Raw genomic sequence first — 26,648 nt, forward strand, 5'->3', positions numbered from 1 at the left:
AGTGCCCGGTTATCGCCGGGCTTTTTCTTTTGATTCACGAAAGTTTGATTCCATGACTGGCCAACCCATGCAAACCGCGTTTTACGATTGGCATGTGGCGAACGGTGGCCGAATGGTCGATTTCGCCGGTTGGGAAATGCCGATTCGGTATGGCACGATCATTGAAGAACATCAGATCATCCGCTCCGCCGCTGGTTTGTTCGACATCGCTCATATGGGGCGACTTTGGATTCTCGGGGCCGACGCGCAGAAATTTCTCAACCGTGTCGTGACCATGAATGTTTCAAAGCTAAAGGACGGCCAAGTCCGTTACGCTCTGGTCACGAACGAGTCCGGCGGGGTGCTGGATGACGTTTTGGTGTACCGAGTCGAAGACGGGTTTCTGGTCGTGGTGAATGCTTCGAACCGCGAAAAAATCGTCGATTGGTTCCAGGCTCATACCGATGGATTCGACATCACCCTTGAGGATCGAACGCAAGCAGACCCAATGTTCGCGTTGCAGGGACCGAAGTCATTTGAGATTCTCAACCCGCTCGTGGAATTCGATTTGAGTAATCTGCGGTACTATCGAAATGTGAAAACGGAGATCAATGGCGTTTCCGTATTGTTGAGCCGGACTGGCTACACGGGCGAAGACGGCTTTGAAATCATCGCCGCGAAGGAAAGCGTTCTGAAGCTGTGGGAGCATATCCACAGTCTTGGCGTGCCCGCGTGTGGTTTGGGATGTCGGGACACGTTGCGTTTGGAGGCCGGGATGCCGTTGTATGGGCATGAACTATCGGAGTCGATCGACCCCATCAGCGCAGGACTCGAATTCGCTGTTCACTTCGGTTGTGATTTCATCGGCGAATCCGCACTTCAGAAACTCTCGGATGACGGTCCGACAAGTCGTCGAATTGGTTTGAGTCTCGACGGTCGTCGCGTGCCTCGGGAAGGGTGTCGGATTTTCGCAGGTGATCAAGAAGTGGGCGAAGTGACGTCGGGAACATTTTCACCCACGCTTGAGCGTCCGATTGCAATGGCCTACGTTGCGTCGTCCGCATCAGCCTTGGGAACGGAACTTGAAATCGAAGTTCGTAACAGTCGGCTTCAAGCCACCGTCGTCGAACTCCCGTTCTACAAACGTAAGAAATAATCCGGTCCCGATTGTGTTTGTCAGTCAGTTGCGGATTCGTTCATCAGCGGTTGAGCGCCCTTTTTGCGGAGAATCGCCGCGATTTCACGACCGAGTTCAGTGGGGGCTTCCAAGGAACCGGTTGCAGTCGCGTCGATTTTCGTTTGGCCATCGGCGGAAAGCACGACGGCGTCGAGTTTCATGGCCCCTTCCGTGAACTGTGTCCAAGTGCCGACCGGCGCGTGACAACCAGCTTCCAATTCCGAAAGGACCACACGCTCCGCAGTCACGGCGGCATACACGTTCCGATTGGAAATTTCCTGCAAGACTTCGCGTAACTCGACGTCGTCGTCCCGACATTCGAGTCCCAACGCGCCCTGACCAACCGCCGGGTACATCAACGGTGGCCTGAGCACTTGCGAAACTCGATCTGCCAGACCAAGACGAGTCAAACCGGCAACTGCCAGGATGATGCCGTCGAATTCGCCGTCGTCCACTTTATTCACACGGGTAGGAACGTTCCCGCGAACTGGCACAAATTCGATGTCGGTCCGGGAGTGCAACAACTGAGCCTGACGACGAAGGCTACCGGTGCCGATGCGTGATCCGGGCGGTAACGACTCCCAATTCATGCTCGATTCGGCATTCGCAGGGAGTACCAGGGCATCGAATACGTCGGCCCGATCGGGAACACCAGCTAGCACCAGTCCCGGCACCGGTACGGTTGGCAAATCTTTGAGACTGTGAACTGCCAGATCGGCATCGTTGTCGAGGACAACACGTTGAACTTCCCGTGTAAATACGCCTTGGCCACCCATTTGATGAAGTGCCGCTTGCCGATCTCGGTCGCCAATCGTAGAAACGTGGATCAGTTCAACTTCGTGTTGCGGACAGGCTGAGCGAAGGAGGTCGGCGACATGGTTGGCCTGCCACAATGCGAGATCACTCGATCGGGTGGCAATACGGAAAGTCCGAGCAGTAGTCATATCGGTTTGCTATTTCCCGTTTCGGGCGGATTCGGAATGAACCGGGCTCGATCAAAATGGAGTTTGGTCGCGAACATCGCCCAGCCCACGTGCGAGAACGGCCACTATGATGGACTCCGCTCCGGATTCTCGCAAGAGCTTCGCAATTCGGTTTGCGGTCGTGCCCGTTGTCAGCACATCATCGATTAACAAGATGCGTTTACCGGCCACGTGCTTTCGGTCTCGCAATCGAAACGCAGCACGAAGGTTCTTTCGCCTCTGGGCTGGTGTTAACGTGGCTTGTCTCGCGGTCCGTCGCGATTTGACCAACAGAAACCGGTCGCACGGAATCCGTAATTGACGGCTAATCACATCGGCTAGCAATTCGGCCGAATCCGCACGACGACCAAGCCGTTGTGACCAGTGATGCGGCACGCCAACTGCGAGATCATATGGAGAAGACATCTCGGCCGCAATCCGTTCGCTGAGGAGTTGCGCCATGGCCGATGCCAACGGTGCTTGTCGATGGAATTTGAGCCGATGAATGACGCTACGAAGTTCGTCGTCGTACACTCCAAGACTGAGCACGCGATCAAATGCGAAGCGGTCATTTTGGCAGTGGATGCAATCGGAACTTGTATCGAGATGTGGGCCGACAGACGCGTCACAGCGTTGGCAGATGTGCAGTCGAAGCGGACTGAGCTTCTCACGGCATCCGTGGCAAAGTCTCGTGAGTTCATCCAACTCGGAATCTTCCTGCAGACAATTGACGCACGCAGGTGGATAGATTCCGTCGAGCACGTGCCGGAAGATTCGTTTCGGGAGTTGCCACCGATTGAGCATTGTTTCAGTTCGGCTCGTGTGGACACTTCGCTTCGATGCAGACCTGGCCTATGATGCAAAAACAATGCAATGTGTGCGAGTGAGTCCACCAATTTTCCCGATTCAGAAGTGACTAAATAGGTGTCGATGTCAAACCGAGAGAATCGCGTTGTCGTGATTGGTGGCGGTCTTGCCGGACTAGCGGCGACAACTGCATTGGCAGCACGCGGGTATCCTGTGACCTTGTTGGAATCCCGACCCCGACTTGGCGGCCGCGCGAGTTCGTTTGTCGATCAGACAACCGGTCAGCTGATCGACAATTGTCAGCACGTCAACATGGGCTGCTGCACGAATTTTCGCCACTTTTGCGAGACCGTCGGAATTGCTGACCGCTTGGAACGGCAATCGGCCTTGTATTTCATTGGTCCGGACGGTCAGCAAACAACATTTTCGGCGTCTTGGTTGCCAACGCCGTTGCACCTCTTGCCGGCGTTTCGTCGACTGACTTACCTTTCCCGCAACGATCTCCGTGGGATTGCTTGGGGATTGAAATCACTGGCCAAGCCATTGAAGACGGCCGAAAGTCAGGATGAGACCTTTGCGAGCTGGCTCAGTCGCCATGATCAAACTCCGAACGCGATCGAACGGTTTTGGTTTGTGGTGCTGGTCAGTGCGTTGAGTGAGACGTTGGATCGGATCGATGTTGCATCGGCTCGGAAAGTTTTTGTGGATGGTTTCATGGCCAGTCGGGATGGCTGGACGGTCGAGATTCCGACGGTCCCGTTATCTGAGTTCTACGGCGAAACCCTCCGTGAGTGGCTCGAGAATCATTCCGTCGACGTGAAGCTATTGACGGGGGTTCGGGAATTGAAGATCGCGAATGACCATGTCACACACGTTGAGTTGCGAGACGGTTCGACGATCGAGGGCGATGATTTCGTGCTGGCGGTGCCCCATCATCGGGTGCAGTCATTGCTTCCCGAGTCGTGGCGGGAGCATCCGGAAGTCCAGGCCGTGGACGATTTGGAGTCCGCACCGATTTCGAGCGTGCACCTCTGGTTTGATCGCCCGGTCACCGATCTGCCGCACGCCGTGTTGATCGAGAAAACTTCGCAGTGGCTATTCAATCGGGGATTAACCGATGAGTCGTCGCCGTTCTCCGGGCACTATTATCAAGTTGTGATCAGTGCGAGTCGCGATCTTTCGGGCCGGTCCAGCGACGAGATCGTTCGGGAGGTCGTTGAGGAACTGAAATCCGTTTGGCCAAACGCCGCCGAAGCGAACCTCCTGCATTCACGTTTTGTGACCGAACATCGAGCCGTGTTCTCGGTCCGCCCGGAGTCGAGACGCTGTCGACTACCGCAGCAATCGCCGATTCCGAATTTGCAATTTGCGGGCGATTGGACTCGCACCGGTTGGCCGGCGACCATGGAAGGGGCAGTTCGCAGCGGATATTTTGCCGCCAGCAATATTCTTGGCAAGGCGGCAGAAGGGAAAATGTCCGTCGTTCAACCGGACTTGCCGACGGCTTGGCTCTCGCGTCGGTTATTCGGACTGTCGAAAAATCCGCCAGGCGTTTCCGAATGATTTTCGCCGATTCCAACGCTTGACGTTCATTCTGCGTAGAATGGGTGAAGTCTCATTGAGACGGTGTTATCGGGAGATTGGAAGAAACGTCATCTTGTCGTCATTGGCGGATTGCGATACGATTTCTTGATGAGTGTCTGTGCGACAGTCAACCCCGTCACATTCGTTGGCCATTCGGAATTGGATGAAGTCTATGAAGTGGAAGGCCCCCGCCCGCGTTGGAATTACATTGACGTTCGCTATGGTGTTGTTCGCCGCGTTGGGTTTCATCGCCCATGCGAATTCCAAACCAGCCGCCGGCGATGAGAAAACCGCGAAGCTCGTCTCCGAGATGATCAGTCGATACCACATCAGTCGAAAAAACATCGACGATGAGGTTTCCCAGCGGTTGCTCAATCGGTTCCTCGAACAGCTGGACCCGCAAAAGCTCTACTACATCCAAAGCGACATCGACAAGTTCATGGCTCTGAAGACAGAGCTTGATGACCAAATCAAATCGGGCGATGTGCAATTCGCCTTTACCGCATTCGATGTGTACGATCAACGGTTGGCCGAGCGGATGAAACTCGTCAATAAGTTGATCGATCGTGATTACGACTACACCATCGAAGAAGAGATGGTTACCGATGCGGACGAGCTTGATTGGGCCAAATCGGATGAGGAAATCGCCGAACGGTGGCGGAAACGGATCAAGTACGATTTGCTCACGCTGAAACTCGATGGCACGGAGATGGACGAGGCTCGCGAGCGACTCCACAAACGCTACCACAACATTCAGTCAATGATGGAGCAGACCGAGGGTTTCGAGAAACTCGAAATGTACTTGTCCTCGTTGACCCACTGTTTTGATCCGCACTCCAGCTACATGTCGCCCGAGACATTGGACGATTTCCAAATTCAAATGCGGTTGCGTTTGGAGGGGATCGGTGCTGCGTTGCGAAGCGAAGATGGTTATACCACGGTCGCGCAGATCGTGCCGGGTGGAGCCGCTGAGAAGGATGGCCGACTCAAAGTTGGCGATAAAATTATCGGTGTCGCGCAAGAAGACGGCGAATTTACCGACATTGTCGAAATGAAACTGAGTCGCGTGGTTCGCTTGATTCGTGGCAACAAAGGCACTGTCGTGCGGTTGCAAGTCAAACCGAAGACGGCACCAACCGAAATCAAAACGTACGATCTCGTACGCCAAGAAATTGAACTCAAGAGTTCCGAAGTTAAAGGCGAGATCATCGATCTTTCCGAACGACTTGGAGAAGGCAAAGGCAAAATCGGCGTGATTAACATCCCGTCGTTTTACCGCGACTTCGATGGTGCTCGTTCCGGGGTGGCCAACTTCAAAAGTACTTCGCGAGACGTCCACAAGGTTCTGCAAGACTTTGAGAAGCAGGGCGGAGTGGATGCCGTCGTCATCGATTTGCGGATGAACGGCGGTGGCGCGTTAAGTGAAGCAATTGAAGTGACCGGGTTGTTCATCAACGATGGCCCAGTGGTCATGGTCAAAGAGCAAGACGGCAATATCAAGAGCCATAACGATGTCGATGAAGGCGTTGCCTACACCGGTCCGCTGGTTGTGGTTTGCAACCGCTTGTCGGCGTCCGCTTCGGAAATTTTCGCCGGTGCGATCAAGGACTACGGTCGCGGCATCGTCGTCGGCGACACCACCACACACGGCAAAGGAACCGTTCAAAACGTGATGCCAGTGGCACGCACGACGTTCCGATTCCTCAGTCCACCGGAAAGCCGCGGGGCTTTGAAGCTGACCATCAATCAGTTCTACCGCGTGAACGGTGCTAGTACACAAAACCGAGGTGTGACGAGCGACATCGTATTGCCATCGTTGATCGATCATATGGACCTCGGGGAATCGTTTCTGGACAACGCTCTGAAGTTTGACCAAGTCGACGAAGTGGATCACGATCGGTATGGCATGCGTGGAAACGAAGTCATCTCAGCGTTGCAACAAGCCAACGCACAGCGGATCAAGCAGGACGAAGAGTTCCAGAAGGTCAACGAGCGAATCACGAAGTACATGAAACGCAAGAACCGCAAGACGGTTTCGTTGAACGAAGCAACCCTCAAGGCTGAGCAAGAAAACGAAAAGAAAGAAGCTGAGGAAGAAGAGGAACTCGATGAAGCCGCCGACGACAACGCCGACGGTCCTGTGTTCCCCGAGGGATACTACAACGATGAGTTGCTGCATATCACGCAGGACTACATCGATCAGTTGAAGCGAACTCGCACAGTGAACCGCTAATCGGTTTCACGCTTAGATTGAGAAAGCCTTCGGAGTGGCAACACTTCGAAGGCTTTTTTCTTTGTATATTGAATGCGTTCGACAAACACATCCAACGCTTTGCTGTCGGGCATGCCGCTGCCGTGGGTTTCGCCACCCATGAGTTGGCTGGAGATATCGCCGTAGCTGATAAACAGCAAACCGGGCGGGCATTCCCCTTTGTCCTTGTCGACCGGCACTTCCACACTGCCGAATTCATTCCACATCCGCACCCGTTCGCCAGCGGTCAACGATAGCCGCTCCATATCCTCAGCGTTCATCCGTAGCGTGTTAATTTCGTCGCGATAGTTGTCGGTGTACTTGCCTTCGTTCAGGCTTGTCCCTTGTCGACTTGTCCGACCGGGAATCAGGATAAACGTCTCTGGCATCGCGTTGTTGACCTTGCTTCAATCATCGTGGTCTGTATTGCCCAGACGGTCGGGCGTGCTGATTATCGATCGCGAGGGTTCGATTTGCAATCCGTCGGTCGCTCTTCGAGTCCTCGGCTTTGCTCAGCTTGACCTGGCAATTCGAAAAATTGCCGACCGGCAGTTCTTTTCCAAGCGAGGTGACTTCGATAGGATAAACAAACTCGCGAATAGGGATCGCGAGACACCACGGACGACGGTGCCGGGAGGGCAGCATGGGAGCACTCTGGAAAGAATTGCCGGTCGAACCAGTCACCACTGACTTTGGTGACAATCCATTTGACCCGAACTCGAAAGCGGATTTAGTCCATGTGCACGGACGGAATCGAAAGCATTTGCGAGAGGCAATTCGGAGTGAATGCAAGAACGAACCAGGTGTTTACGGCATGCTCGATGCCGATGGTGTGCTGATTTACGTCGGTAAGTCCAAACAACTTCGGACACGCATCCTCAGTTACTTTACGCCTGGTCAGCAGAAGGAAAAGTCGGGCCGGATCATTCGGCGAACACACTCTATGATGTGGGAACCGGCGGGGACTGAGTTTGCGGCATTGTTGCGAGAACTGCATCTGATCCAAACGCGACGGCCGGCTTGGAATGTCAAAGACATGCCCAAACGAATGCGGGCCAACTATGTGTGCATCGGGCGTCCCAAAGCCCCTGGAGTGTACGTGACGAATCGGCAGGCGGACCACGTGACACATTCCTTCGGACCATTGCGAGGCAGTCGTCGTGTGAAGGCTGCAGTCGAGGCGCTTAACCGGCATTGTCGATTACGTGACTGCCCGAATTCGGTGCCGATGCGGTTTACCGATCAGCGGGGGTTGTTCGATTCTGCCGATCGGCCCGGCTGTCTTCGGTTGGAAATGGGGACGTGTCTCGGCCCATGTGTCGGGGCATGCTCGCGACGTTCCTATACCCAGCAGGTCAGGCAGGCTCAAGCATTCTTGGAGGGCGAAGACCTCAGTTTGCTCGATGAGGTCGCTTCGCAAATGCAAACAGCAGCGGCCGGGCGATTGTTCGAGTTGGCAGCGCGACTCCGTGATGAATTGGAATCCCTCACGGTGCTGCGGGAAATCTTGGATCGTCTCCAAACGGCTCGTCAGGAGTTTACATTCATTTATCCGCATGGGGCCGGTGAGCATGCGATTTGGTATCTCATTCGGGGCGGGCAGGTCGCCAGCGTCGTCGCCCCACCGACCGATGCCGACTCCGCAACCGCCGCCCGAAAGGAGATCGACCGCATCTACCACCGCCGTTTGCCAAACGATGATTTGACGATGCAACGTCCCGATACGTTGATGCTTGTAAGCTCATGGTTCCATCGCAAACCGCAACGTCTCGACAATACACTATCGCTCGCGACCGCACGGCGACGCTGCACAATGAAGGCGAGACAATCGACGGAATCGGTTTGTTGAAAGCGGCCGAGTGAGGCTCGGGCGACCCTACCGAGATGCGGCATCGAATCGGTATGATACGGTTTTGCATGTGACAACTCGGAGAAATCGAATCGATGGTTCGCGACTTCACCACCGAAAGCCTCTCGCACGACCCCATTCACGGCTATATCCCCTTCATTTCTCCGAACGGTTTGCCAAGCGACGAGGTCGCTGAGCAGCAGATTATCGATCACCCATGGGTGCAACGGCTTCGAAAAATTCATCAGCTCCAAACCGCGTGGTGGGTGTTTCCGTCCGCCGAACATATGCGGTTTCAACACGTGCTCGGAGCGATGCACTTGGCATCGCAGGTGATTGACGCTTGGTATGATTCCCTCGCCGACTCATGTGCCAACGTGCCGTCCCGTGGATACGTGGAATGCCTCGTTCGGATGTCCGCCTTGCTCCATGATGTGGGGCACGGTCCGTTCGGGCACTTCTTTGATGACCACTACCTGTCGCAATGGGACGTCACGCACGAGGACATCGGCTCGCACATTATCCTCCACCATCTAGGGGATCTGTTGCGTGGTGTTCGGAGATGTCCCGGGGCTCAGTTGCAACCGCTTGAAGAACTTGATCCGGCGCAAATCGCCTGGCTAATCCGACGACCGAAACATGCCGATGACGAAGGCCATCCCGATTGGCTGTGCAAGCTGCGAGCGCTCTTCAGCGGAATCTACACCGTCGACAATATGGACTTCGTGCTCCGCGATGCGTACATGTCCGGCTACAGCTTAAGGGCGTTCGACCTGTCGCGGTTGCTACATTACACATTCTTTACGCCGGCCGGACTGACGATTCATTCACGCGGATTGCCAACGTTAATCAACTTCATCGAGACACGAGCGAACCTGTTCCGCACCATCTATTTTCACCGCACAGTGCGGGCGTTGGATCTGGCGTTGGAAGAACTCTTTCCAGAGACGATGGCTCGTTTGTTCCCCGGTAATCCATTGGAACATCTCGACGCGTATCAAGCTTTCACGGAGTTTTCGTTTCTCGTCGATGTCGATCGTTTTTCCGACAGTGACGACCCTGCGACGCGTGAACTTGGGAATCAATGGGATCAAATCTTGGAACGACAAGTGCCGTGGAAGATGGCGTGCGAACGCACCATCAATTTTCATGTGGGGACGTCTGAGCAAACCTCGATCTTTGGGGAATCCGATATCATCGAACGGCGATTGCGGCGAAATCTGCCGGCCGAAATTCGCGATATTCCATTGGCGTTCGATGTCGCTCGGCATTATCACCGACCAAACGCCCGGTTGCCGACGGCTGGGCTCAATTTCCTTCTCGACCCCGCCTACGATGGACCGCGAATGCTGAGTGATGATGAATTGTTTCGAGCGTTGCCGACGAGTTTTCTGATCTTCCGTGTTTACTCACGGGATCACCAATATGATCCCGCTTTGAACGTGGCGCTCGATTCCGTGGTTGGGGCAACCACAGATGCAAAGACGAACATGTAGGATTGGCGTTTAGCCATTCTTCTGTTCAAAGTCTCGCATGAACGCTACGAGGCTTTCGACGTCTTGGGGCTCGAAGGCGTTGTAAATGCTAGCCCGCATTCCGCCGACGCTGCGGTGTCCTTTGAGTCCATCAAAACCAGCTTCCGTTGCAGCTTTGATGAACGCGGCATCTTTGTCCGCGTCGCCGGTGACGAAGCACACATTCATCTTCGAACGGCTGTCCGTGTCGGCTGTTGCTTTGAAAAGCTGGCTTTGGTCGAGGTATGAATACAAAGTCGCGGCTTTCGCAGCGTTCCGCTCGCCAATTTTCTCCAACCCGCCTTGCTCTTGGATCCATTTCAGGGTCAAGCTGATGATGTAGATTCCGAATGTTGGAGGCGTGTTGAACATCGACTCTTTGTCGGCATGCGTGCGATATTGCAACATCGTTGGCAAATCGGATTTGCCTTGCTCGACGAGGTCCTTCCGAACAATCACGAGCGTCACGCCGCTGGGCCCCAGGTTCTTTTGAGCTCCTGCGTAGATCATGCCATACTTGTTGACATCCAGCGGACGGCTGAAAATGTCGCTGCTCGCATCGCAGGCGAGAAACGCACCATTTGGGACTTCCGGTTCCGTGGAAAACTCGGTCCCGTAAATGGTGTTGTTCGACGTGAAGTGCACATAACGGGCGGACGAACTGGTCTTTCGTTCCTTCGGAATGTAGCAGAAGTTGCGGTCTTCGCTGGAGCAAACAATGTTCACGTTGCCGAACTTCTTGGCTTCCTTGACGGCTTTCTGCGACCAAGAACCGGTGACAAGATAGTCAGCAGTTTGATCGGTGTCTAGAAAGTTCATCGGGACCATGAAGAACTGCGTCGACGCTCCACCTTGCAGGAAGAGGATGTCGTAATCATCTGAGATTCCTGCAACCTCGCGGCAACGTTTCACGGCGTTTTCGTAGACGCTGACAAAGGCTTTGCCACGATGCGAATGCTCGAGGACGCCAATTCCGGTGCCATCGAGTGAAATCAAAGCTTCCTGGGCTTCTTCGAGAACAGAAAGCGGCAGAGCAGCGGGACCAGCGGAGAAATTGATTTTGCGATCGACCATGTTGACCTCAATTAACCATTGCAAACCCCGTGCTCGTTGGCAGGATCATCTGACCGCCGAGTCACGGAGAGACACGAAGTAGCTTTGACCAACCGTATGTAACTAAAGAATTTCCAAGGTCGGCATGCTGCCACCTTCGAGGAGTTTCTTGGCGACTCCTAACGCGACCTGTTGCGAGATGTTCATCAGCGGCTCACGAGCCGAGCTGTCTTCGTCGAACAGTTTCGCCATGTTCCCGGCATCGCCTTGAATCCGAACCTGGGCGTCGATGGGCATTTCACCGAGAAACGGAACGTCCATTTCTTTGGCTTTCTCGCAGGCCCCACCGCGACCGAAGACGTCGCCACTCATGTTTTCGACGATTCCCAACACAGGAATACGAACTTGGTTGAACATGCTGATGGCTTTGACGGCATCCAACAACGCGACCTGTTGCGGGGTGCAGACGATGACGGCTCCCGCCAATCCGAGCAGTTGCGATAGCGTCAACGAGACATCACCGGTCCCCGGTGGCATGTCGATGATGAGATAATCCAGCTCGCCCCATTCCACGTCTTTGAGGAACTGAGTCAGCGTTTTGTGCAACATCGGCCCACGCCAGACGACCGCTTGATCCGGCTTGACGAAGAAGCCGATCGACATGACTTTCACGCCGCCTTCGGCCACATTTGGCTCGATTCGCATCACGCCCGGTGACGGTTCACTCGCGGCGGGTTGACCTTCGACGTTCAACATATGTGGAATGCTCGGGCCGTAAACATCGGCATCCATCAAACCGACCGACGCACCCAATTCTTTGAGGCCATACGCGATCGATGCCGCCATGGTGCTCTTGCCAACGCCCCCCTTGCCGCTGCCAACCGCGATGACGTTCTTGACCTTTAGCCCGATCGAACCGCCACTGTCCTTGCCCCGCACTTTGACTGTGTAATCGACGGTGACTTCACCCGCATCCGAATGGGCGTCCGCGATGGTCTTTTGAATTGCCGTCGTCAACTCGTCCTTTTGCGGGTAGCCGTAGAGTGGAAGTTCAACGGTGATCGTAATCCGTCCGTCAGCGATCGACGCCTCTTTCAGCGTTCTTAACGTCGAGAGCGGCTGCTGAAAGACCGGGTCGACCGTTTTGCCGGCGGTTTGCAACAAGTCTGATTCGGTGAATGAGTGAGTCATCGCGGAAATTTCGTCTCGATAGGAGGACTGTTTGTCGACGCCCGCAGTTGACGGCGGCACCATTGCCCAAGTCGGTCACCTGCGAGGGGCTTGAGAAGGAATTCCGTGGCACCAAGTTCTCGAATCGGCAGTTCCAATTCACGGAAGGCTGTCGAAGCAATCACCAGGACCGGACAATCCCACGTCGGGCGACTCGCGTATTGGCCGAGGAACTGCAGACAATTCGCCGGCTGGTCGTCCAAATTCAAAATGACAACTGGTGGGCTCACCGGCATCGACGAATTGGGCTTCGTCAATTGAGGTAAGTCCTGAAGTCGACTGCAGGATCGAATTCGCACGTCTTCAACCAAGAATTGCCGTTGCAATTCCGGGAGCCACCACGGCTTTTTCTCGAAGACGATGAGGGTTCCGTTCATTGAAACTCCATCCCGCTTGCGCGGCCCGATTGTAGAGTGCCACCCCAACGAAAACAACTGCTCACGATCTGCGGCCACCGGTGGAATTCGCAATTCATCGTAGCAATCTGATTCGAATTGCGTGACACGCTGCGATCAAGAATTCGTTCTTGAAGATCATCATGATGCCAAGATAAATCGCACTGCCCAATACCGCGAGTCCGATTGTCTGGCTGGGTGTCGTGGGATTGGCGATCGTCTTTGTAACGAAACACGCCATCGCCGACGCAATAACAGTGTGAATCAGGGTTCTGAACACGCCCTGTCCAATTCTCGAATCGTGGAACCGGCGGAGCAGGGCAATTGCCAGAAAAACCACATTCAAGAGGATGGCGAGAGAAGTGACGTAAGTGATGGCGATAAGACCGAAACGGGGGACGAGCAAAAACTTCAGTCCGACTCCGATAGCCAACGCAATAAAACTGCACACAACTGGTGTGCGGACGTCTTGCATGGCATGCAGGGATCGCGCGAGAATCTCACTGAGGCCGAACCCCACGATCAGTCCGCAATATCCCGTGAGCAGTGATGCGACGACGATCGTGTCTTCTGGGAGGAATTCCCCGTGTTCGAACAGGGTGAGGACAATCGACGATGCATGAACGATGATGGCGGCGGCGACGGGGATCGCGAGGAATAACAAGAACCGAATTGACCGAGAGATCTCCGATTGAAGTTTGCCCCAATCACGCTCGGCAGCTCGAGCTGCGATGGCGGGAAATATGACCGCGATGATGCCACTCGGAATGAGCAACGCCAATGCATTGGCGACACGGGACGCATAACCCAAACGAGCCACGCCTCCCGCGTCCATACTTGATGCCAAATAACGGTCGACTAATGGTTCAACGCGGAAATAGACTCCAGCCAGAATCAACGGCCAGAGTAATCGCAGGACGCGGTTCACGCCGGCATCGCTGGTGCTAAGCGTACATCTCCAATTTCCGAACAGTTGCGGGAGAAGAATGAGCACCGTCAGGATGGTCCCAGAGACAACAGACCACGCCACCGCATGGATGCTCCAGTCTTCGCGACCGAATCCGAGAAGTCCCAGCGTGAGAATCAATCCGGTCACGCTGGCCAACGGAGGGCGTGTGAACTCACCCCGAGCTTGGCAAACGGCATAGAGGAAGTTCGTCAGACTATTCAATAGTGTTAGCCAGCAGACGATCCGAAGTAATTCCGCGGCGAGTCCCGTTTGCGTGGATTCAAACCCTGGAAACAGAATTGCGATCCACCACTCAGCTGCGAGAAACAGCACGAGACTGAGCAACCCCATCACTCCACAGACCAGAAACTGCGTTTGCACGATCAGGCGGTTGGCGTTCGCTGGGCCATGTGTATGTGCTCGCTCCGCAAACACCGGGACAAAAGCGGACGGAAGCGGCCCGCACAGCACGGCACTAATGATCGCCGGCATTGTCATGGCAGCCACGTACGCATCGACGTCTTGACCAGCGCCATAAAACCACGCCACGAATAACTGCAAGCAAAATTGCAGCCCGAGATGCACCGTCGATAACAACGTTACCGACGAAACCGCCCGGAGCGAGTTCTGCGGTTTCGTCGATGGTTCAGAGGACTCTGACTCTTGATTCATCACATTCTAATCGGCAGACGGTCGGCTTGGATGCTAAGGGGCGACAACTCACAGGTCGGTGAGAATATCAAAAACCGACTACCGAAGGGATTGATGATTCTTCAAGTCACGGTTGGTTCTACGAAAATGCCGCTTGCGTCCGGGCGACGAGGTCACTGTCTGGCGATGTTGAGCTCTTCAACTCAAACACATTCGAAGAGAGGAATACGTTCCGCCATGCGGGAGAAACGTTGTAAAAGTCCTCCAGCACGGCTGAACTGAATTTGTAATCGTGAGCGTCGCGACTCTTGCGATAGATCAACACACGGGCAGCATCGATCAAGTCATGGGGCGATTGGCTGTGTTCAAGGTGTGCCAATGTCATGCGGGCGGCTTCCATTGGTTCTCGTCCCAACGCGGTGAAGATGTCTCCTAAGCCTGTCTTTCCGAGTTCGGTATCTGTCTCGGTCAAGTCATCGATCGTAACGTCTTTGATCCGTCCGCGTGATTGCATCGCGTCGCGAAACATCGTGAGAAATGCCGCATTTTGAAGCATCATCAGCCGACGAGTTTCGTCGTTGCCGCTGGTTCGGTAGGCGTACGCGAGGGCATTCGACGTGGTGTTCGCGTGCAAGGCGACAATGCCCGGCTGTCGCATCAGGAGTTCACCAGCAAAAACGAACAGACCGTCCCAAACCGATTGCGGCGAGACACCGGCATTGAGTAACTGCACAACTCGATCACAGGCTTCCTCATGGGAAGCTGTCCTCAGGTCCGCGACCAGTTCTTCGGTTGCGTCACGATCATGATTCCCGTTTCGCCAATCGTTGCGGATGGTTTGCACGAGTTTTTGGTTTCTTCGCCAAGGTTTATCGGCATCGGCGTCGCGATCTTTCGGATTGCCGTCCTCGTGCATGAGCAGAGCGTAGGTCAGTGAACGCAGAATAGGTTCCGCGTGTCGCCAACCGATGCATTGAAGCGTGCGAAAACTGTTTGCGACATAGATCGCTTTATGCCCAATCGAACGGAAATCACGGGCACCGTAGCGAAACATCATCTCGTAAACTTCGTTGGCCCCAGACGTTCGAGCCAACCCGGCCACAGCGGCGTCGGCGGCGGAAACATCCCAGTTCTCCATTGCCGTCTGGAATTGGCGAGTCGCTTTGTGCGCCGGCGGTATCGCAGATTCATCAACCGGCTGCATCACCCAGTCACCACGTTCGCGGACATCACGGGCGGCGGCGGATTTGAAGTAATCGAGCCCCCAGAATACGGGAAGCCAGCGTGTTTCCGGAGGCGAGGAAAGACTTGCCAGGTGAGTCGAATTCACTGCGAGCACGGTGTGAAACTTGTGTCCGACTGACGGACGCGGTTCCACATTTCTGACCCCCGCCAATTGCAGAGCAGCCAGCACTTCGGTGTAACTGAGGCCGCCCTGAATTCGCTTGGCGAATACGCCTAACACGTCTTCGCGAGGTGTTTCTTCCAGCAACCGCACGATCGGTTCGATGTCGGATTGCAGCGAAACGATGTCGCGAGTGCGTTCGAGTTCCGCAGCGGAGACCGGTCGCAGCGATCGAAATACGGAAAGATCGCCGCTCCCCAAGAAAGCCCCAGCTGCCAAACTGCTGGCTAAAAACTCGCGGCGTTTGAGGAAATTCGTCATCGCGTGGTCTCCCAGAGCGTGTGGAGTGTCAGAGGGCAACACTCCACCATTCTACGGATTTCACGCGATGACCGAAGCAAATTCTCGTGAGGTTTACTCGGAATCTTCCTTGGCCATGAGTTTCTCCAAGACACTGCGATCTTCGAGCGTGGTCGTATCCCCGGCACTTTCACGACCGGCGGCGATGTCGCGAAGAAGTCGCCGCATGATCTTACCACTTCGCGTCTTCGGAACGGCAGCCGCGAATCGGATTTGGTCCGGCGTCGCGATAGCGCCGATCTGGCCGCGAACGTGTTGCGTCAGTTCTTTTAGCAGCTCATCGCTGCCGTTGCCGCTCTTGAGCGTGACGAAACAGCAGATTCCTTCGCCTTTGAGATCGTGCGGGAATCCGACTACCGCCGCTTCCGCAACTTCCGGATGGCTGACCAACGCACTTTCGATTTCCATCGTGCTTAACCGGTGCCCGGAGACGTTCAACACGTCATCCACGCGACCCATCACCCAGTAGTAGCCGTTATCATCGCGACGGGCACCGTCACCCGCAAAGTAACAGCCATCAATCTTGCTGAAGTACGTTTCGATGAACCGATCGTGATCGCCGTAAAGCGTGCGGAGCATGTGCGGCCACGGTTGCGTCATGACGAGCAAACCGCCCGAGTTTTCCGGTTGGCTTTCGCCGGTTTCGTTGACGATGTCCGGCACAACTCCCGGTAGCGGACGGGTACAACTTCCCGGCGTCGTCGATGTAATGCCCGGTAATGGAGACAGCATGATCCCGCCGGTTTCCGTTTGCCACCACGTATCGACGATCGGGCACTTTTCCCGTCCGATCACCTTGTGATACCACATCCATGCTTCCGGGTTGATCGGCTCACCAACGGTTCCGAGCAACCGCAAGCTCGACAAATCGTAACGATTCGGGAACTCGTCTCCCCATTTGATGAACGCGCGAATGGCAGTTGGCGCAGTGTAGAAAATGTTGACTTGGTATTTTTCAACGATTTCCCAGAATCGACCTTCATCCGGCCAGTTGGGAGCGCCTTCGTACATCAGCGTGGTGGTTCCGTTGGCCAACGGTCCGTACACGATGTAGCTGTGACCGGTGATCCAACCGATATCGGCGGTGCACCAGTACGTGTCTTCTTCCTTGAGGTCGAACACCCAGTTCGTGGTGAGCATTGCACCGAGCATGTAGCCGCCGGTGGAGTGCATCACACCTTTTGGTTTGCCTGTGGAACCGGAGGTGTAAAGAATGAACAGCGGGTGTTCGCTGTCGAGCGGTGTGGCGGGGCAATCGGCGGACACGTCGTCCATCAACTCGTGCCACCAGTAATCACGGTCAGGCACCATCTCGACATCACAGCCGACACGGTTGACGACCACAACTTTTTCGACCGAGGAGGATTTCTCCAAGCTCGTGTCGACATTCTGTTTCAAAGCAATCTCTTTGCCTCGTCGCCAACCACCATCGGCGGTAATGACAACTTTCGATTGCGCGTCGTTGTTGCGGTCGGCAATGGCGTCGGCACTGAAGCCACCGAAGATGATCGAGTGTGTCGCTCCAATTCGGGCACAAGCGAGCATTGCGATCGCCAGTTCCGGAATCATTGGCATGTAGAGTGTCACGCGGTCGCCGGTCTCGACACCCAGCTTCTTCAGAACATTTGCGAACTTGCAGACTTCGCGATGCAATTCTTGATACGTCAACGTCCGCGTATCACCGGGTTCGCCTTCCCAGATGATGGCTGCTTTGTTTTTTCGCCACGTCTTCAAGTGCCGATCGAGACAATTGTAAGACGCATTGATTTGCCCGCCCGAGAACCACTTGGTTTCGGGCATATCGCCTTCGAGGACGGTATCCCACGTCTTGAACCAATCCAAGTTTTCGGCCATTTCACCCCAGAAACCGGCGGGGTCGTCTTTGGCCTTCTGGCACATGGCTTGGTATTGTTCTTCGGACGAAATGTTCGCCTGGGCGGCGAAATCCGCTGGCGGGGGGAACATCCGCGTTTCTTGAAGGACACTTTCGATCCGTTCATCAGCGGGAGCGCTCATGGTGAGATTCCTCGGGCGGTTGTCAATCGGTTGTTGTGAAGTCGGTAGACCACTACGCGAGCCACATCGTCGCGTTATGTGATGCAATTCTGATATGTTCGCCGATCTTAGGGCTGAGTTCGCAAAATATCAAACATGTCGTTTGATGGATTTATCGAGATATCTTCAATCGACGGTGTTGTCGGACGTGGCGTCGAGGTCATCGAATTTGCTGAAATCCGGCGGATTCTTGTAAAACTCGGTGAGATCAAACTTGTCTTGCGACTCGAGTTCGACAATCCGGAGACGTTGTTCAATCCGTTTGAGACGCTCCGCCAAAACCGGGTGAATTGGTGGTTCTTTCGTTCGCGGTTCCTGACGTGGAACGGTCGGGTAGCCGAGTTGGCGTTGCAACGCGGCGAACATGTACAGCGGATCGCGTCCCCGGTTTGCTTTGGCAATTCGCCCTTCTTGCACTCCGAATAGAATTGGTGTGTTCGGAGTCCATTCGGGATCGCCGAGTTTCCGGCGACGTTCAAAAACGAAATGCTCGCTTTGCCGGTAGAGCATCTCGCTAAACTCCATGTTCCCAAGTTCCTGTCGCACCCATAGTATCCACGACTGCCATTGCTCATCGTACATGGGATCGTCTGCAATTGCTCGCAAACCGCGATCATAGCCCAAGCGGTTCCGTGCGATGCATTCGAACTGAAAGATGAACAACCCTGGCGGCGTCGGCGACTCCGACAAGTATTTGGCTTGTTCTTCAAGGATTTTCAACGCAATTCGCACATCAAACTTCGAACGGTCTGCCTCTGCGATACTCAACACGTAACCCTGAAACGGCGCGAAGTAGTGATGCAGATAAGCCATGCCATCCGAAAGACGACCATGCAATTTGATTTCTCCCGCGAGAAAGTCCATTGCCGTCGGCAAACGCGTGGTGGCGAGGATTTCCTCTTGGAGATCGTTCAAAATCTCCTGGGAGGGCGTGTTATCGGCCAGACGTTCGGCGAACGTGCGAAAGAAATATCGTTGTTCAATGTATTCCTCGCGTTCGAGGAGCCGACTACTCATGGGCGAATCATGTAGAGAAATTGTTTGCCACGAAGATACAGTGTGCCGTCAGCAACCGCAGGCGATCCAACAAATTCGTCGTCGAGTTTGTTCTTCGCGACGACCTGAAATTCCTTGGCGGCTTTGATGATGGTTCCGTGGCCTTCGCGACTAAGGAAGTACACGTTCCCGTCCGCCACGATCGGCGATGCTTTATAATTGCCGCCCGGCAACCGCTCCCGCCAGTGTTGCTTGCCTGTTTCGGCATCAAGACAACTCGCGATTCCGTTATCGGTAACGATAAACACAAGCCCATTGACGACAACCGGGCAACAGGTATCCGGCGTGCTGGGGGTGATTTTCCATTGGATATTGGACTCGGAAAGCGTTCCCGGTTGCTTGGGAATTTCGATCGCGTGCAACGGACCTCGCATCCCAACCGTCGTGTAAACAATGCCATCGTGCAATGTGGGACCGGTGATCGTGCGACCGCCGACCAACCCTGGAAGGCTCCACTGCTTCTCGCCGGTGCGAGGATCATAGCTATCAAGCACATTGCCGCCCATGATAATCATCTGCGGGCCATCCGAAGTTTGGTGGAATACGGGAGTCGTGTAGGAATCGCCTTCTTCGGCATGGGCTCCCGTGTAACGAGCGGTCTTCCAAACCTGCTTCCCGGTTCGTTTGTCGTGTGCGACGACGTAATTCGGAACGTCGAATTTGCCCGTTCCGTCAACACCATCCAATGGGTCTTGCATGCACACGGAAATCACCAAATCTCCGTAGAACACCGGGCTATTCGCATGCCCCCACCAAATTGTGTATTCGCCGAAATCGTCAACGAGATTTCGCTCCCACTCCAGCGAACCGTCAAACCGATATGAGGCCAACAATCCATTGCCAAAATGGACGACAACACGTTCGCCATCCGTAATGGGGGATGGGCTCGCCAAGTTGTGCAGATTGTGAAATTTTGTCGAGCGTTTGCCCTCACCTTTCCGTTTCGCAATGCCTTTGCCGACGGGTTTCGTCCAATCGACTTCGGCGGTTTCGGAATCGATCCGGATCAATAAGAGTTGACCGTCCGCTTCGGACGTGAGGAAAACCGCATCGTCCCAAATGGCTGGTGTGCTGGTTCCCCATTCGGGCAACTTGACCTTGGTGACGTTGTTCGACGAATCATCCCAACGGACCGCAACGTTGCTCGCGTTGGAGTGGCTATTTCCTTGCGGTCCTCGCCATTGCGGCCAATTCTCCGCGTGGATTGTCGATGTCGTCGCGAGACCGAGGATCGTCAAACAGATTCCAACCGACGAACGCATATGTTTTCTCCGCGCGGATTCGTAATTGCTATTCAGAATCGATCCTACCCATCCCCATCGGGTTCGGCAAACGAGTCCGCCTTCCGTCTTTTTCGAGCGATCGATTGCATCAACGAATGATGTTGCGATAATGAAACCGCCTCGAACAATTACTGAACTCGACGGGAAACAATTGATGTCCATTCAGAAGACCTTGTGTTGGCCGCTAGCATGTGTCGCGGCCCTTCTTTATCTCGAAACTCCGTGCCAAGCCCAGGAAAAAGACGCGAAAGCCCAGGCAAAGCCCGCAGGACGGGTTTCGGGATTTCCCGATTGGGTCACAAGCGTGCAATTCTCACCCGACGGCAAACTTGTCGCGGCTGGAAGTTACGATGAAGTCAAATTAGTCGACAGCGAGACCAAAGCTCCGGTTGCCAAACTTGAGGTTTCCGGACAGGCTCAGTCTTTGGCGTTCTCGCCGGATGGCAAAACACTCGCGGTCGGTGCTTTCCGTGGAATTGAACTCTGGGATGTCGCCCAACGCAAACGAGTCGACACGCTCAACGGTCACGCCGGTTATGTGATGTCGTTGACCTTCTCAAGCGATGGAACCGAATTGGTCAGCGGAGCGGAAGACGGGACCGTCCGCGTTTGGGACGTCGAATCGCGGAAAGCGGTCCGCACCATTGAAGGATTCGATCACCCGGTGATGGGAGTGGCCCTTTCTCCCGATGGCAGACGTCTGGCAACCGCCTCCGGTGATGAAACCCGTGTCACGCAACCTGGCCCGGTTCGGGTTTGGAATATGGAGGATGGAGCCGAGGTGGAAGTCAATCTTCCACCACATGAAAAATACGCCACCAGTGTGACTTACTCGCCGGATGGCCGGTGGTTGATCTCCACAGGGGCCGACGAAAAGTGCAACGTCTACAACACCGCGACCGGTAAAGCGTTGGGATTTTTCGCGGGACATGGCCGCCCGGTGAATGCGGTTGTGTTTGCTGACCGCTCGGAAACTGTGGTCAGTGTGGCCGGTGGACGAGCCAAAGGCGGAGATTTGGTGATGGTTTGGAACCGTGAAGACGGTGAAGAATTGGCGCGAATCGAAGCCCACAAAGGAAAAATTACGAGCTGTGATTTGTCGTCGGATGGCAAGACCCTTGTCACTGGCAGTTATGACCAAACGATTGCATTCTGGGACCTGGACCCCGTGCTACCGGAGATTGACGAAACCGTGTTAGCTGCCGCTGCAGACAAACCTTGGAAATTGGCTGGACGTGATAATCTGAAAGCCGGAATCATCGGGCTCGACACGTCACACGTGCTTGCTTTCACCAAAATGCTGAATGCTGAAGACAAGGAAGCACCGTTCACGGGCATACGCGTCGTGGCTGCATACCCAAAAGGGAGCCCCGATATTGAATCTTCGACTTCGCGGGTTCCAATGTATACTCGCACGGTGAAGGAGCAGGGAGTCGAGATTGTCGATTCGATTGAAGCGTTGCTTCCAAAGGTCGACGTGATTTTCCTCGAAACCAACGATGGCCGTCCGCACCTGGAGCAAGTCCTCCCGGTGCTGAAAGCCGGCATTCCTGTTTTCGTCGACAAACCTGTGGCCGGTTCGTTGGCCGATGCAATTGCGATTTACAAAGCTGCGGAGCACTACGATGTGCCCGTGTTTTCGTCGTCGTCGCTTCGGTATTCCGGTGGGGCTCAAGAGGTGTTGGCGGGCAAGATTGGGAAGGTCAAAGAAGCCACCGCATACAGTCCCTGCTCGCTTGAGCCTACGCATCCCGATCTGTTCTGGTATGGAATTCACGGCGTCGAACTGTTGTTCACGGTGATGGGGCCGGAAGTCGAATCCGTCCGTCGGGTCGAGAGTAACCGAAAACGAGACGTAGTCGAAGGCAAGTGGTCCGATGGTCGTGAAGGTGTGTTCGAAGGCTACCGAATTGGCAAGAAAGGTTACGGCGGAACCGCGATCGGCGAAAACGGCACCGCGGAACTCGGGCCGTATAAAGGTTATCAGCCGCTGCTGGAAGACATCCTGCGATTCTTCCGAACGGGCGAACCGTCTGTGACTCCGAAAGAAACGTTGGCAATCTACGCGTTCATGGAAGCTGCCGACGAAAGCAAACGCCAAGGCGGTGTGGCTGTCAGTATCAGCAGTGTCATGAAACTCGCTGAGAAAGAAGCCGACGCCAAACTGGAAGAATTGCTTGAAGATTAAATCCGATGTGAGTACAGACCGGCCGGCAAGATCCGACGTTAGTTAGTTCTTGTCGGTCCAGACTTCCGGGTTGATGATGTTCTCCGGACGCTCGCCGCTCAACACGGCAACAATTTGCCGAGCGGCCCGCGTGCGGAGTTCTTGAAGACTCTCCTCCGACAAAAATGCCGCATGCGGTGTGGCGATGACGCGTTCATCGTGAAAAATCGGATGCTGTAAATCGGGAGGCTCTGGTGTGAAGACATCGAGCGCCGCCCCCGCCAATTTCTCGTCTTCGAGTGCTGTCGCCAACGCATCCTGATCGACCAAGCCTCCACGTGACGTATTGATCAAATACGCTGACGACTTCATCTGAGCGAACGTGTCGGCGTTCATCAGATGTTCGGTTTCCGACTTATAAGGAGCGTGTAGCGAGACATAGTCGCTACGCTGAAGCAGGTCTTCCAACGCGACCATCTCACATCCGCTACCGTGATCATTTCCCGATGGAGTGAAGGCGATCACGTGCAGCCCCAATGCCAACGCCTTCTCTCGCAACGCCCGAGCAGTGTTGCCGAAACCGACAAGTCCCAATGTTTGACCGCGTAGTCGACGTAACGGCGGTCCGGCTTGCAATCGGTATTCACCGTTGTGGATTCGTTGATCGTAGAACGCGATTTTCCGAACGCATGTGAGCAACATCGCTAATGCGTGATCACTCACCTCATCCACACAATAATCGGGCACATTGGTCACAAGAATGTTGCGTGCCGTCGCGGTTGCCACATCGATGTTATCCAAACCGATCCCGAATCGGCTGATCACGCGACACTTCTGAGTGGCATCGACAATATCTTTACCGATCGGTGCCCAGCAGGTTCCGATTGCATCGGCATTGGCAGCTTCCTTGAGTGCATCCTGGGGGCCATCGGTTTCGATCAGTTCGGCGTCGATCTCCCCAAGGATTTTCCGCTCGACGTCGGCGTCGGGCCATGCGCGATCGGTCAGAATGACATGAAATTTGGCCACTTTGAACATCCTCAATGAGATATCGACGAATTTTGCTCAATCTCATTGTTCGCTGCTGACGGTTTTGTTGCAATAGGTCCGGTGTGGTTTTACAGGCGAAATCGGTGTGAGATGGAGAAGCGGAGAATATGAGCTCAAAACCGTTCTTGATCTTCTTGCCAGGTTTGGATGGAACCGGTCGCTTGCTGTTTCGGCAAACAGGTCTTCACGATGAGTATCGTGTGGCGTGTGAAAGTTATCCGCAAGATCGGCCCCATACTTACGAAGAACTTGCCGACGAAGCGGCCAAGCGAATAAAGAACGAAAATAACGGACTTCCCGCGATTGTCGTGGCGGAGTCCTTCGGTGGTGCCGTCGCGTTCACACTTGTGGAACGTCATCCTGATTTGGTGGAGCGCATGGTTCTCTCCAATACGTTTGCTTACTTCTCGCGACGTTGGCTGATTAAGCCGCTCGCGATGGCGAGTCATCTTCTGCCGAATCAACCGGCCCGAGCGGAAACTCGGCGTGTCCGCTCTTGGTTTTTCTTTGACCCCAAATTGCCGAAAGACATTCGCGATCAAACGTGGGAGCAGACGGGCGATGTTCCATTACGTGCCATGGGACGTCGGATTCGAATGCTTGCCAAGATCGATCTTCGGGAACGGTTGCCGCACATTTCGGTCCCGACTGTCATCGTGGTCTCGCCGAACGACCGCGTGGTGCCGCCGTGTTGCGGTCAACTCATCGCAGACCGTCTTCCGAATGTGGAGCTCATCGAAAAACCGGTCGGCCATGCGGCACTGTTACATCCTGACGTCTGCGTTCGATCCATTCTCGCCGACCGCAGCGTCTGGGACAAAATTTCTCAGCCCCAGGACACGTCTGCAACAGCCACGCCGGATTGACTACTCGGGCGGTGAGGGGATTTTGACTTCAGCCAAGAGGTTCAGTTGTTCGGGGTTCTCCTGCAACAGCTTGAGAATCCGTCGTACGGCGGACTCTTGAGCGCGAATATGGTTCGCCAACGCTGCTCGTGCCGTCGACCAACGTTTGGCGAGGGCGGCTTCCAAAATCTCCCGGTGTTGAGCGGCCATTTCCGCAATCACATCACCACCCAACGCCGCGAAATCGAACAACGCCCGGAAGTATCCGCCATAGTGGGCGAAGAAGTCTCGAATGTATCGGTTGCCTGACTTCTTGATGATGTAGTGGTGGAAGTGGTTGTCGAGACGACGAGCGACACCGTCCTCGTCTGGCTGATTTCCTTCCAACATCCGCTTTAAATCGGCTTCCTCGAACTTCGAGCAAGCCAAGTCGAACGCCTTCAGCTCTAGAAGTTCTCGCACTTCGATGTAGGACGCCAATTCTTCCTCTTGAAACGGCCGAATCCGCCAACCCCGTCTAGGAACGTGCTCTAAAACTCCAGCTCCGGATAGGCGGCTGAAAATGCGTCGCAGTAATGTTCGTCCAATGCCAAATTGATTTGCGAACGCTTCCTCCCGGAGGAAAATCGGTTGGCCCTGCAAACTTTGGAGCAGCACATGCTGCATCAGCACGTCGTCCCAATTGGTGGGAGCATCGGGACGGTCTGACAATACACGCCCATCACTTTTCCCCACTTGCTGTGGATTAACGATTAATCTGCGGTTGGTTCCTTTGATCAGAAGTCCCTGGTCGAGCAGCTCATCCACGGCCTCGCGGACGGGCGTGAGGCTCACTTCGTATTGGTCCGCAATTGCAGCCAAGGTGAACTTCTCGGGCACGTCCCGCCCCGCTCGAATTCGAGCTTCTAGGTCTTGTCGGATGTAGGTCGCTATCGTCATTGTTATTCTGCTCGCCGGTTTCGCTTCGGGTTCGCCCGATTGTCGGAAGAAATCCCATCGACCGCAACCGTACAATTCACATGAAGGTGTCGACGCGGTCTGATTGTTTGTTTTTGAGCACAATGTGAATTAGCCGCAACTGCATCTCTTGTGTTAATAGCAGCCCGGACGGCCTTTCTCAACGCCTAAGTAGTATACATGTTTATTTTGTGGCTGCATGATCACTTCGGTTTTTGCCTCAGTTTGACTTTGTCAGGTGACTGGGATTCTCCTTGGTGCGTTTTGGTATTCCGAGCAAAAGTTCGTAAACTGCATGGGAACGACGTAACTTGCACCACACTGTTCTCAACAGGTTTCTACAGTGACTGATCCGATTTTGCTGGAGTTGTTGGAGTCCTTTCGCGTCGGTGGGTTAAACGCGAGCGAATTGGTTTCTCGTCTCAATCCGGCGATGCTGCCGACGACGGAAAAGACAGAGAGTGCATGCGTCGATTTGGATCGAAGTCGTCGCTGCGGTTTTCCGGAAGTTATCTACTGCGAGGGGAAAACCGTCGAAGCCGTTCTCGAAATTACGCGGGTGCTGCGAGAACACGATCAACCAGTGTTAGGTACGCGAGTGACTACGGAACAAGCCGCCGCCGTTCACGAGAAGTTTCCCGACATTGTCTACAACAGCACGGCACGCACCATTCGATCTGTCGGGGAGACGCAAGTCGATTTGATGGGGCGCGTGCCGGTCATTACGGCGGGAACGACCGACCGCCCGGTTGCCGAAGAGGCGTTGGAAACTTTGCGATGGATGGGCGTTGAGACGGAGTTACTGGTCGATGTCGGTGTTGCTGGTCCGCAACGATTGCTCGGCGTGCTACCACAGCTTCGGACCGCCGATGCTGTTATCGTGGCGGCAGGGATGGAAGGTGCGTTGCCGTCCGTGGTCGGAGGGCATATGGATTGTCCCGTTGTCGCCGTTCCAACAAGCGTCGGTTATGGAGCTGGTGCCGGTGGATATGCGGCGTTGCTGGGAATGCTCAACAGTTGTGCGGCGAATGTGACGGTCGTCAACATCGATGCCGGATTCAAAGCCGGTTACGTTGCCGGATTGATTGCACGAGGGCAAACACCAACCTCTTCCTGAACGTCTCGCGAT

General features: G+C 54.7%; 21 protein-coding genes. 8 read left to right on the forward strand and 13 right to left on the reverse strand.

Annotation, left to right across the window (positions count from 1 at the left end):
* Positions 1-52 precede the first annotated feature (52 nt).
* Positions 53-1,135, forward strand: a complete 1,083-nt coding sequence (gcvT, locus tag G6R38_RS12580) for a glycine cleavage system aminomethyltransferase GcvT (RefSeq protein ID WP_166825490.1) — start codon at positions 53-55, stop codon at positions 1,133-1,135.
* Between the two features lie 20 nt (positions 1,136-1,155).
* Here gcvT and hemC read toward each other — a convergent pair whose 3' ends face one another.
* Both hemC and G6R38_RS12590 read right to left on the reverse strand, forming a co-directional pair.
* Positions 1,156-2,100 carry a hydroxymethylbilane synthase gene (gene hemC / locus G6R38_RS12585; protein ID WP_166825494.1) on the reverse strand — a complete coding sequence of 315 codons (945 nt, stop codon included), beginning with the start codon at positions 2,098-2,100 and terminating at the stop codon, positions 1,156-1,158.
* Between the two features lie 51 nt (positions 2,101-2,151).
* Positions 2,152-2,922 carry a ComF family protein gene (locus G6R38_RS12590; RefSeq protein WP_166825497.1) on the reverse strand — a complete coding sequence of 257 codons (771 nt, stop codon included), beginning with the start codon at positions 2,920-2,922 and terminating at the stop codon, positions 2,152-2,154.
* A 126-nt stretch (positions 2,923-3,048) separates the two neighbouring features.
* Here G6R38_RS12590 and hpnE point away from each other — a divergent pair, with 126 nt between their 5' ends.
* A complete protein-coding gene (hpnE, locus tag G6R38_RS12595) occupies positions 3,049-4,488 on the forward strand; it encodes a hydroxysqualene dehydroxylase HpnE (RefSeq protein ID WP_166825500.1) in 1,440 nt (479 codons plus the stop codon).
* Between the two features lie 193 nt (positions 4,489-4,681).
* On the forward strand, positions 4,682-6,742 hold the full coding sequence (locus G6R38_RS12600) for a carboxy terminal-processing peptidase (RefSeq protein ID WP_240928181.1): 2,061 nt from the start codon (positions 4,682-4,684) through the stop codon (positions 6,740-6,742).
* On the opposite strand, the gene G6R38_RS12605 is transcribed toward G6R38_RS12600, so the two are convergent.
* Positions 6,739-7,149, reverse strand: a complete 411-nt coding sequence (locus G6R38_RS12605) for a molybdopterin dinucleotide binding domain-containing protein (RefSeq protein ID WP_166825503.1) — start codon at positions 7,147-7,149, stop codon at positions 6,739-6,741. The two genes, G6R38_RS12600 and G6R38_RS12605, sit on opposite strands and share 4 nt — an antisense overlap.
* 254 nt (positions 7,150-7,403) lie before the next feature.
* Between G6R38_RS12605 and G6R38_RS12610 the strand changes: the two genes are divergently transcribed.
* Positions 7,404-8,609, forward strand: coding sequence for a GIY-YIG nuclease family protein (locus G6R38_RS12610; protein WP_166825506.1), 1,206 nt, complete (start codon positions 7,404-7,406; stop codon positions 8,607-8,609).
* A gap of 95 nt (positions 8,610-8,704) precedes the next feature.
* Positions 8,705-10,105 carry an HD domain-containing protein gene (locus G6R38_RS12615; RefSeq protein WP_166825509.1) on the forward strand — a complete coding sequence of 467 codons (1,401 nt, stop codon included), beginning with the start codon at positions 8,705-8,707 and terminating at the stop codon, positions 10,103-10,105.
* A 9-nt stretch (positions 10,106-10,114) separates the two neighbouring features.
* Here the strand turns inward: G6R38_RS12615 and serC are convergent, their stop codons facing one another.
* The 8 genes from serC to G6R38_RS12655 form a co-directional block, all read right to left on the reverse strand.
* A complete protein-coding gene (gene serC / locus G6R38_RS12620; protein WP_166825512.1) occupies positions 10,115-11,197 on the reverse strand; it encodes a 3-phosphoserine/phosphohydroxythreonine transaminase in 1,083 nt (360 codons plus the stop codon).
* Between the two features lie 102 nt (positions 11,198-11,299).
* Positions 11,300-12,367 (reverse strand): Mrp/NBP35 family ATP-binding protein, encoded by a 1,068-nt coding sequence (locus tag G6R38_RS12625; RefSeq protein WP_166825517.1) that lies wholly within the window; start codon positions 12,365-12,367, stop codon positions 11,300-11,302.
* A complete protein-coding gene (locus tag G6R38_RS12630; protein WP_166825519.1) occupies positions 12,364-12,783 on the reverse strand; it encodes a response regulator in 420 nt (139 codons plus the stop codon). The genes G6R38_RS12625 and G6R38_RS12630 overlap by 4 nt, the downstream gene beginning before the upstream one ends.
* A gap of 94 nt (positions 12,784-12,877) precedes the next feature.
* A complete protein-coding gene (murJ, locus tag G6R38_RS12635; protein ID WP_166825523.1) occupies positions 12,878-14,422 on the reverse strand; it encodes a murein biosynthesis integral membrane protein MurJ in 1,545 nt (514 codons plus the stop codon).
* A gap of 118 nt (positions 14,423-14,540) precedes the next feature.
* The gene (locus G6R38_RS12640) at positions 14,541-16,067 is read right to left on the reverse strand and encodes a hypothetical protein (protein WP_166825526.1); all 1,527 of its coding nucleotides are present in this window, start codon (positions 16,065-16,067) and stop codon (positions 14,541-14,543) included.
* Between the two features lie 93 nt (positions 16,068-16,160).
* Positions 16,161-18,122: an acetate--CoA ligase gene (gene acs / locus G6R38_RS12645; RefSeq protein ID WP_166825529.1), complete on the reverse strand. Its 1,962-nt coding sequence runs from the start codon at positions 18,120-18,122 to the stop codon at positions 16,161-16,163.
* Positions 18,123-18,287: 165 nt separating this feature from the next.
* Entirely contained in the window at positions 18,288-19,178 is an 891-nt protein-coding gene (locus G6R38_RS12650; protein WP_166825532.1) for a hypothetical protein, read from the reverse strand.
* A complete protein-coding gene (locus tag G6R38_RS12655; RefSeq protein WP_166825535.1) occupies positions 19,175-20,479 on the reverse strand; it encodes an outer membrane protein assembly factor BamB family protein in 1,305 nt (434 codons plus the stop codon). Before G6R38_RS12655 ends, G6R38_RS12650 begins: the two co-directional genes overlap by 4 nt.
* 175 nt (positions 20,480-20,654) lie before the next feature.
* On the opposite strand from G6R38_RS12655, the gene G6R38_RS12660 reads away from it, so the two are divergent.
* Positions 20,655-22,688 carry a Gfo/Idh/MocA family oxidoreductase gene (locus G6R38_RS12660; RefSeq protein ID WP_166825538.1) on the forward strand — a complete coding sequence of 678 codons (2,034 nt, stop codon included), beginning with the start codon at positions 20,655-20,657 and terminating at the stop codon, positions 22,686-22,688.
* Between the two features lie 42 nt (positions 22,689-22,730).
* On the opposite strand, the gene G6R38_RS12665 is transcribed toward G6R38_RS12660, so the two are convergent.
* Positions 22,731-23,705 carry a C-terminal binding protein gene (locus G6R38_RS12665; RefSeq protein ID WP_166825542.1) on the reverse strand — a complete coding sequence of 325 codons (975 nt, stop codon included), beginning with the start codon at positions 23,703-23,705 and terminating at the stop codon, positions 22,731-22,733.
* A gap of 119 nt (positions 23,706-23,824) precedes the next feature.
* Here G6R38_RS12665 and G6R38_RS12670 point away from each other — a divergent pair, with 119 nt between their 5' ends.
* Positions 23,825-24,583 carry an alpha/beta fold hydrolase gene (locus G6R38_RS12670; protein ID WP_166825545.1) on the forward strand — a complete coding sequence of 253 codons (759 nt, stop codon included), beginning with the start codon at positions 23,825-23,827 and terminating at the stop codon, positions 24,581-24,583.
* On the opposite strand, the gene G6R38_RS12675 is transcribed toward G6R38_RS12670, so the two are convergent.
* The gene (locus tag G6R38_RS12675; protein WP_166825549.1) at positions 24,584-25,501 is read right to left on the reverse strand and encodes a GntR family transcriptional regulator; all 918 of its coding nucleotides are present in this window, start codon (positions 25,499-25,501) and stop codon (positions 24,584-24,586) included.
* Between the two features lie 361 nt (positions 25,502-25,862).
* Here G6R38_RS12675 and larB point away from each other — a divergent pair, with 361 nt between their 5' ends.
* Positions 25,863-26,636 carry a nickel pincer cofactor biosynthesis protein LarB gene (larB, locus tag G6R38_RS12680; RefSeq protein ID WP_240928183.1) on the forward strand — a complete coding sequence of 258 codons (774 nt, stop codon included), beginning with the start codon at positions 25,863-25,865 and terminating at the stop codon, positions 26,634-26,636.
* Positions 26,637-26,648: the final 12 nt, after the last annotated feature.

The sequence above is a fragment of the Thalassoroseus pseudoceratinae genome, assembly GCF_011634775.1.
GTDB classification, from domain to species: Bacteria; Planctomycetota; Planctomycetia; order Planctomycetales; family Planctomycetaceae; genus Thalassoroseus; species Thalassoroseus pseudoceratinae.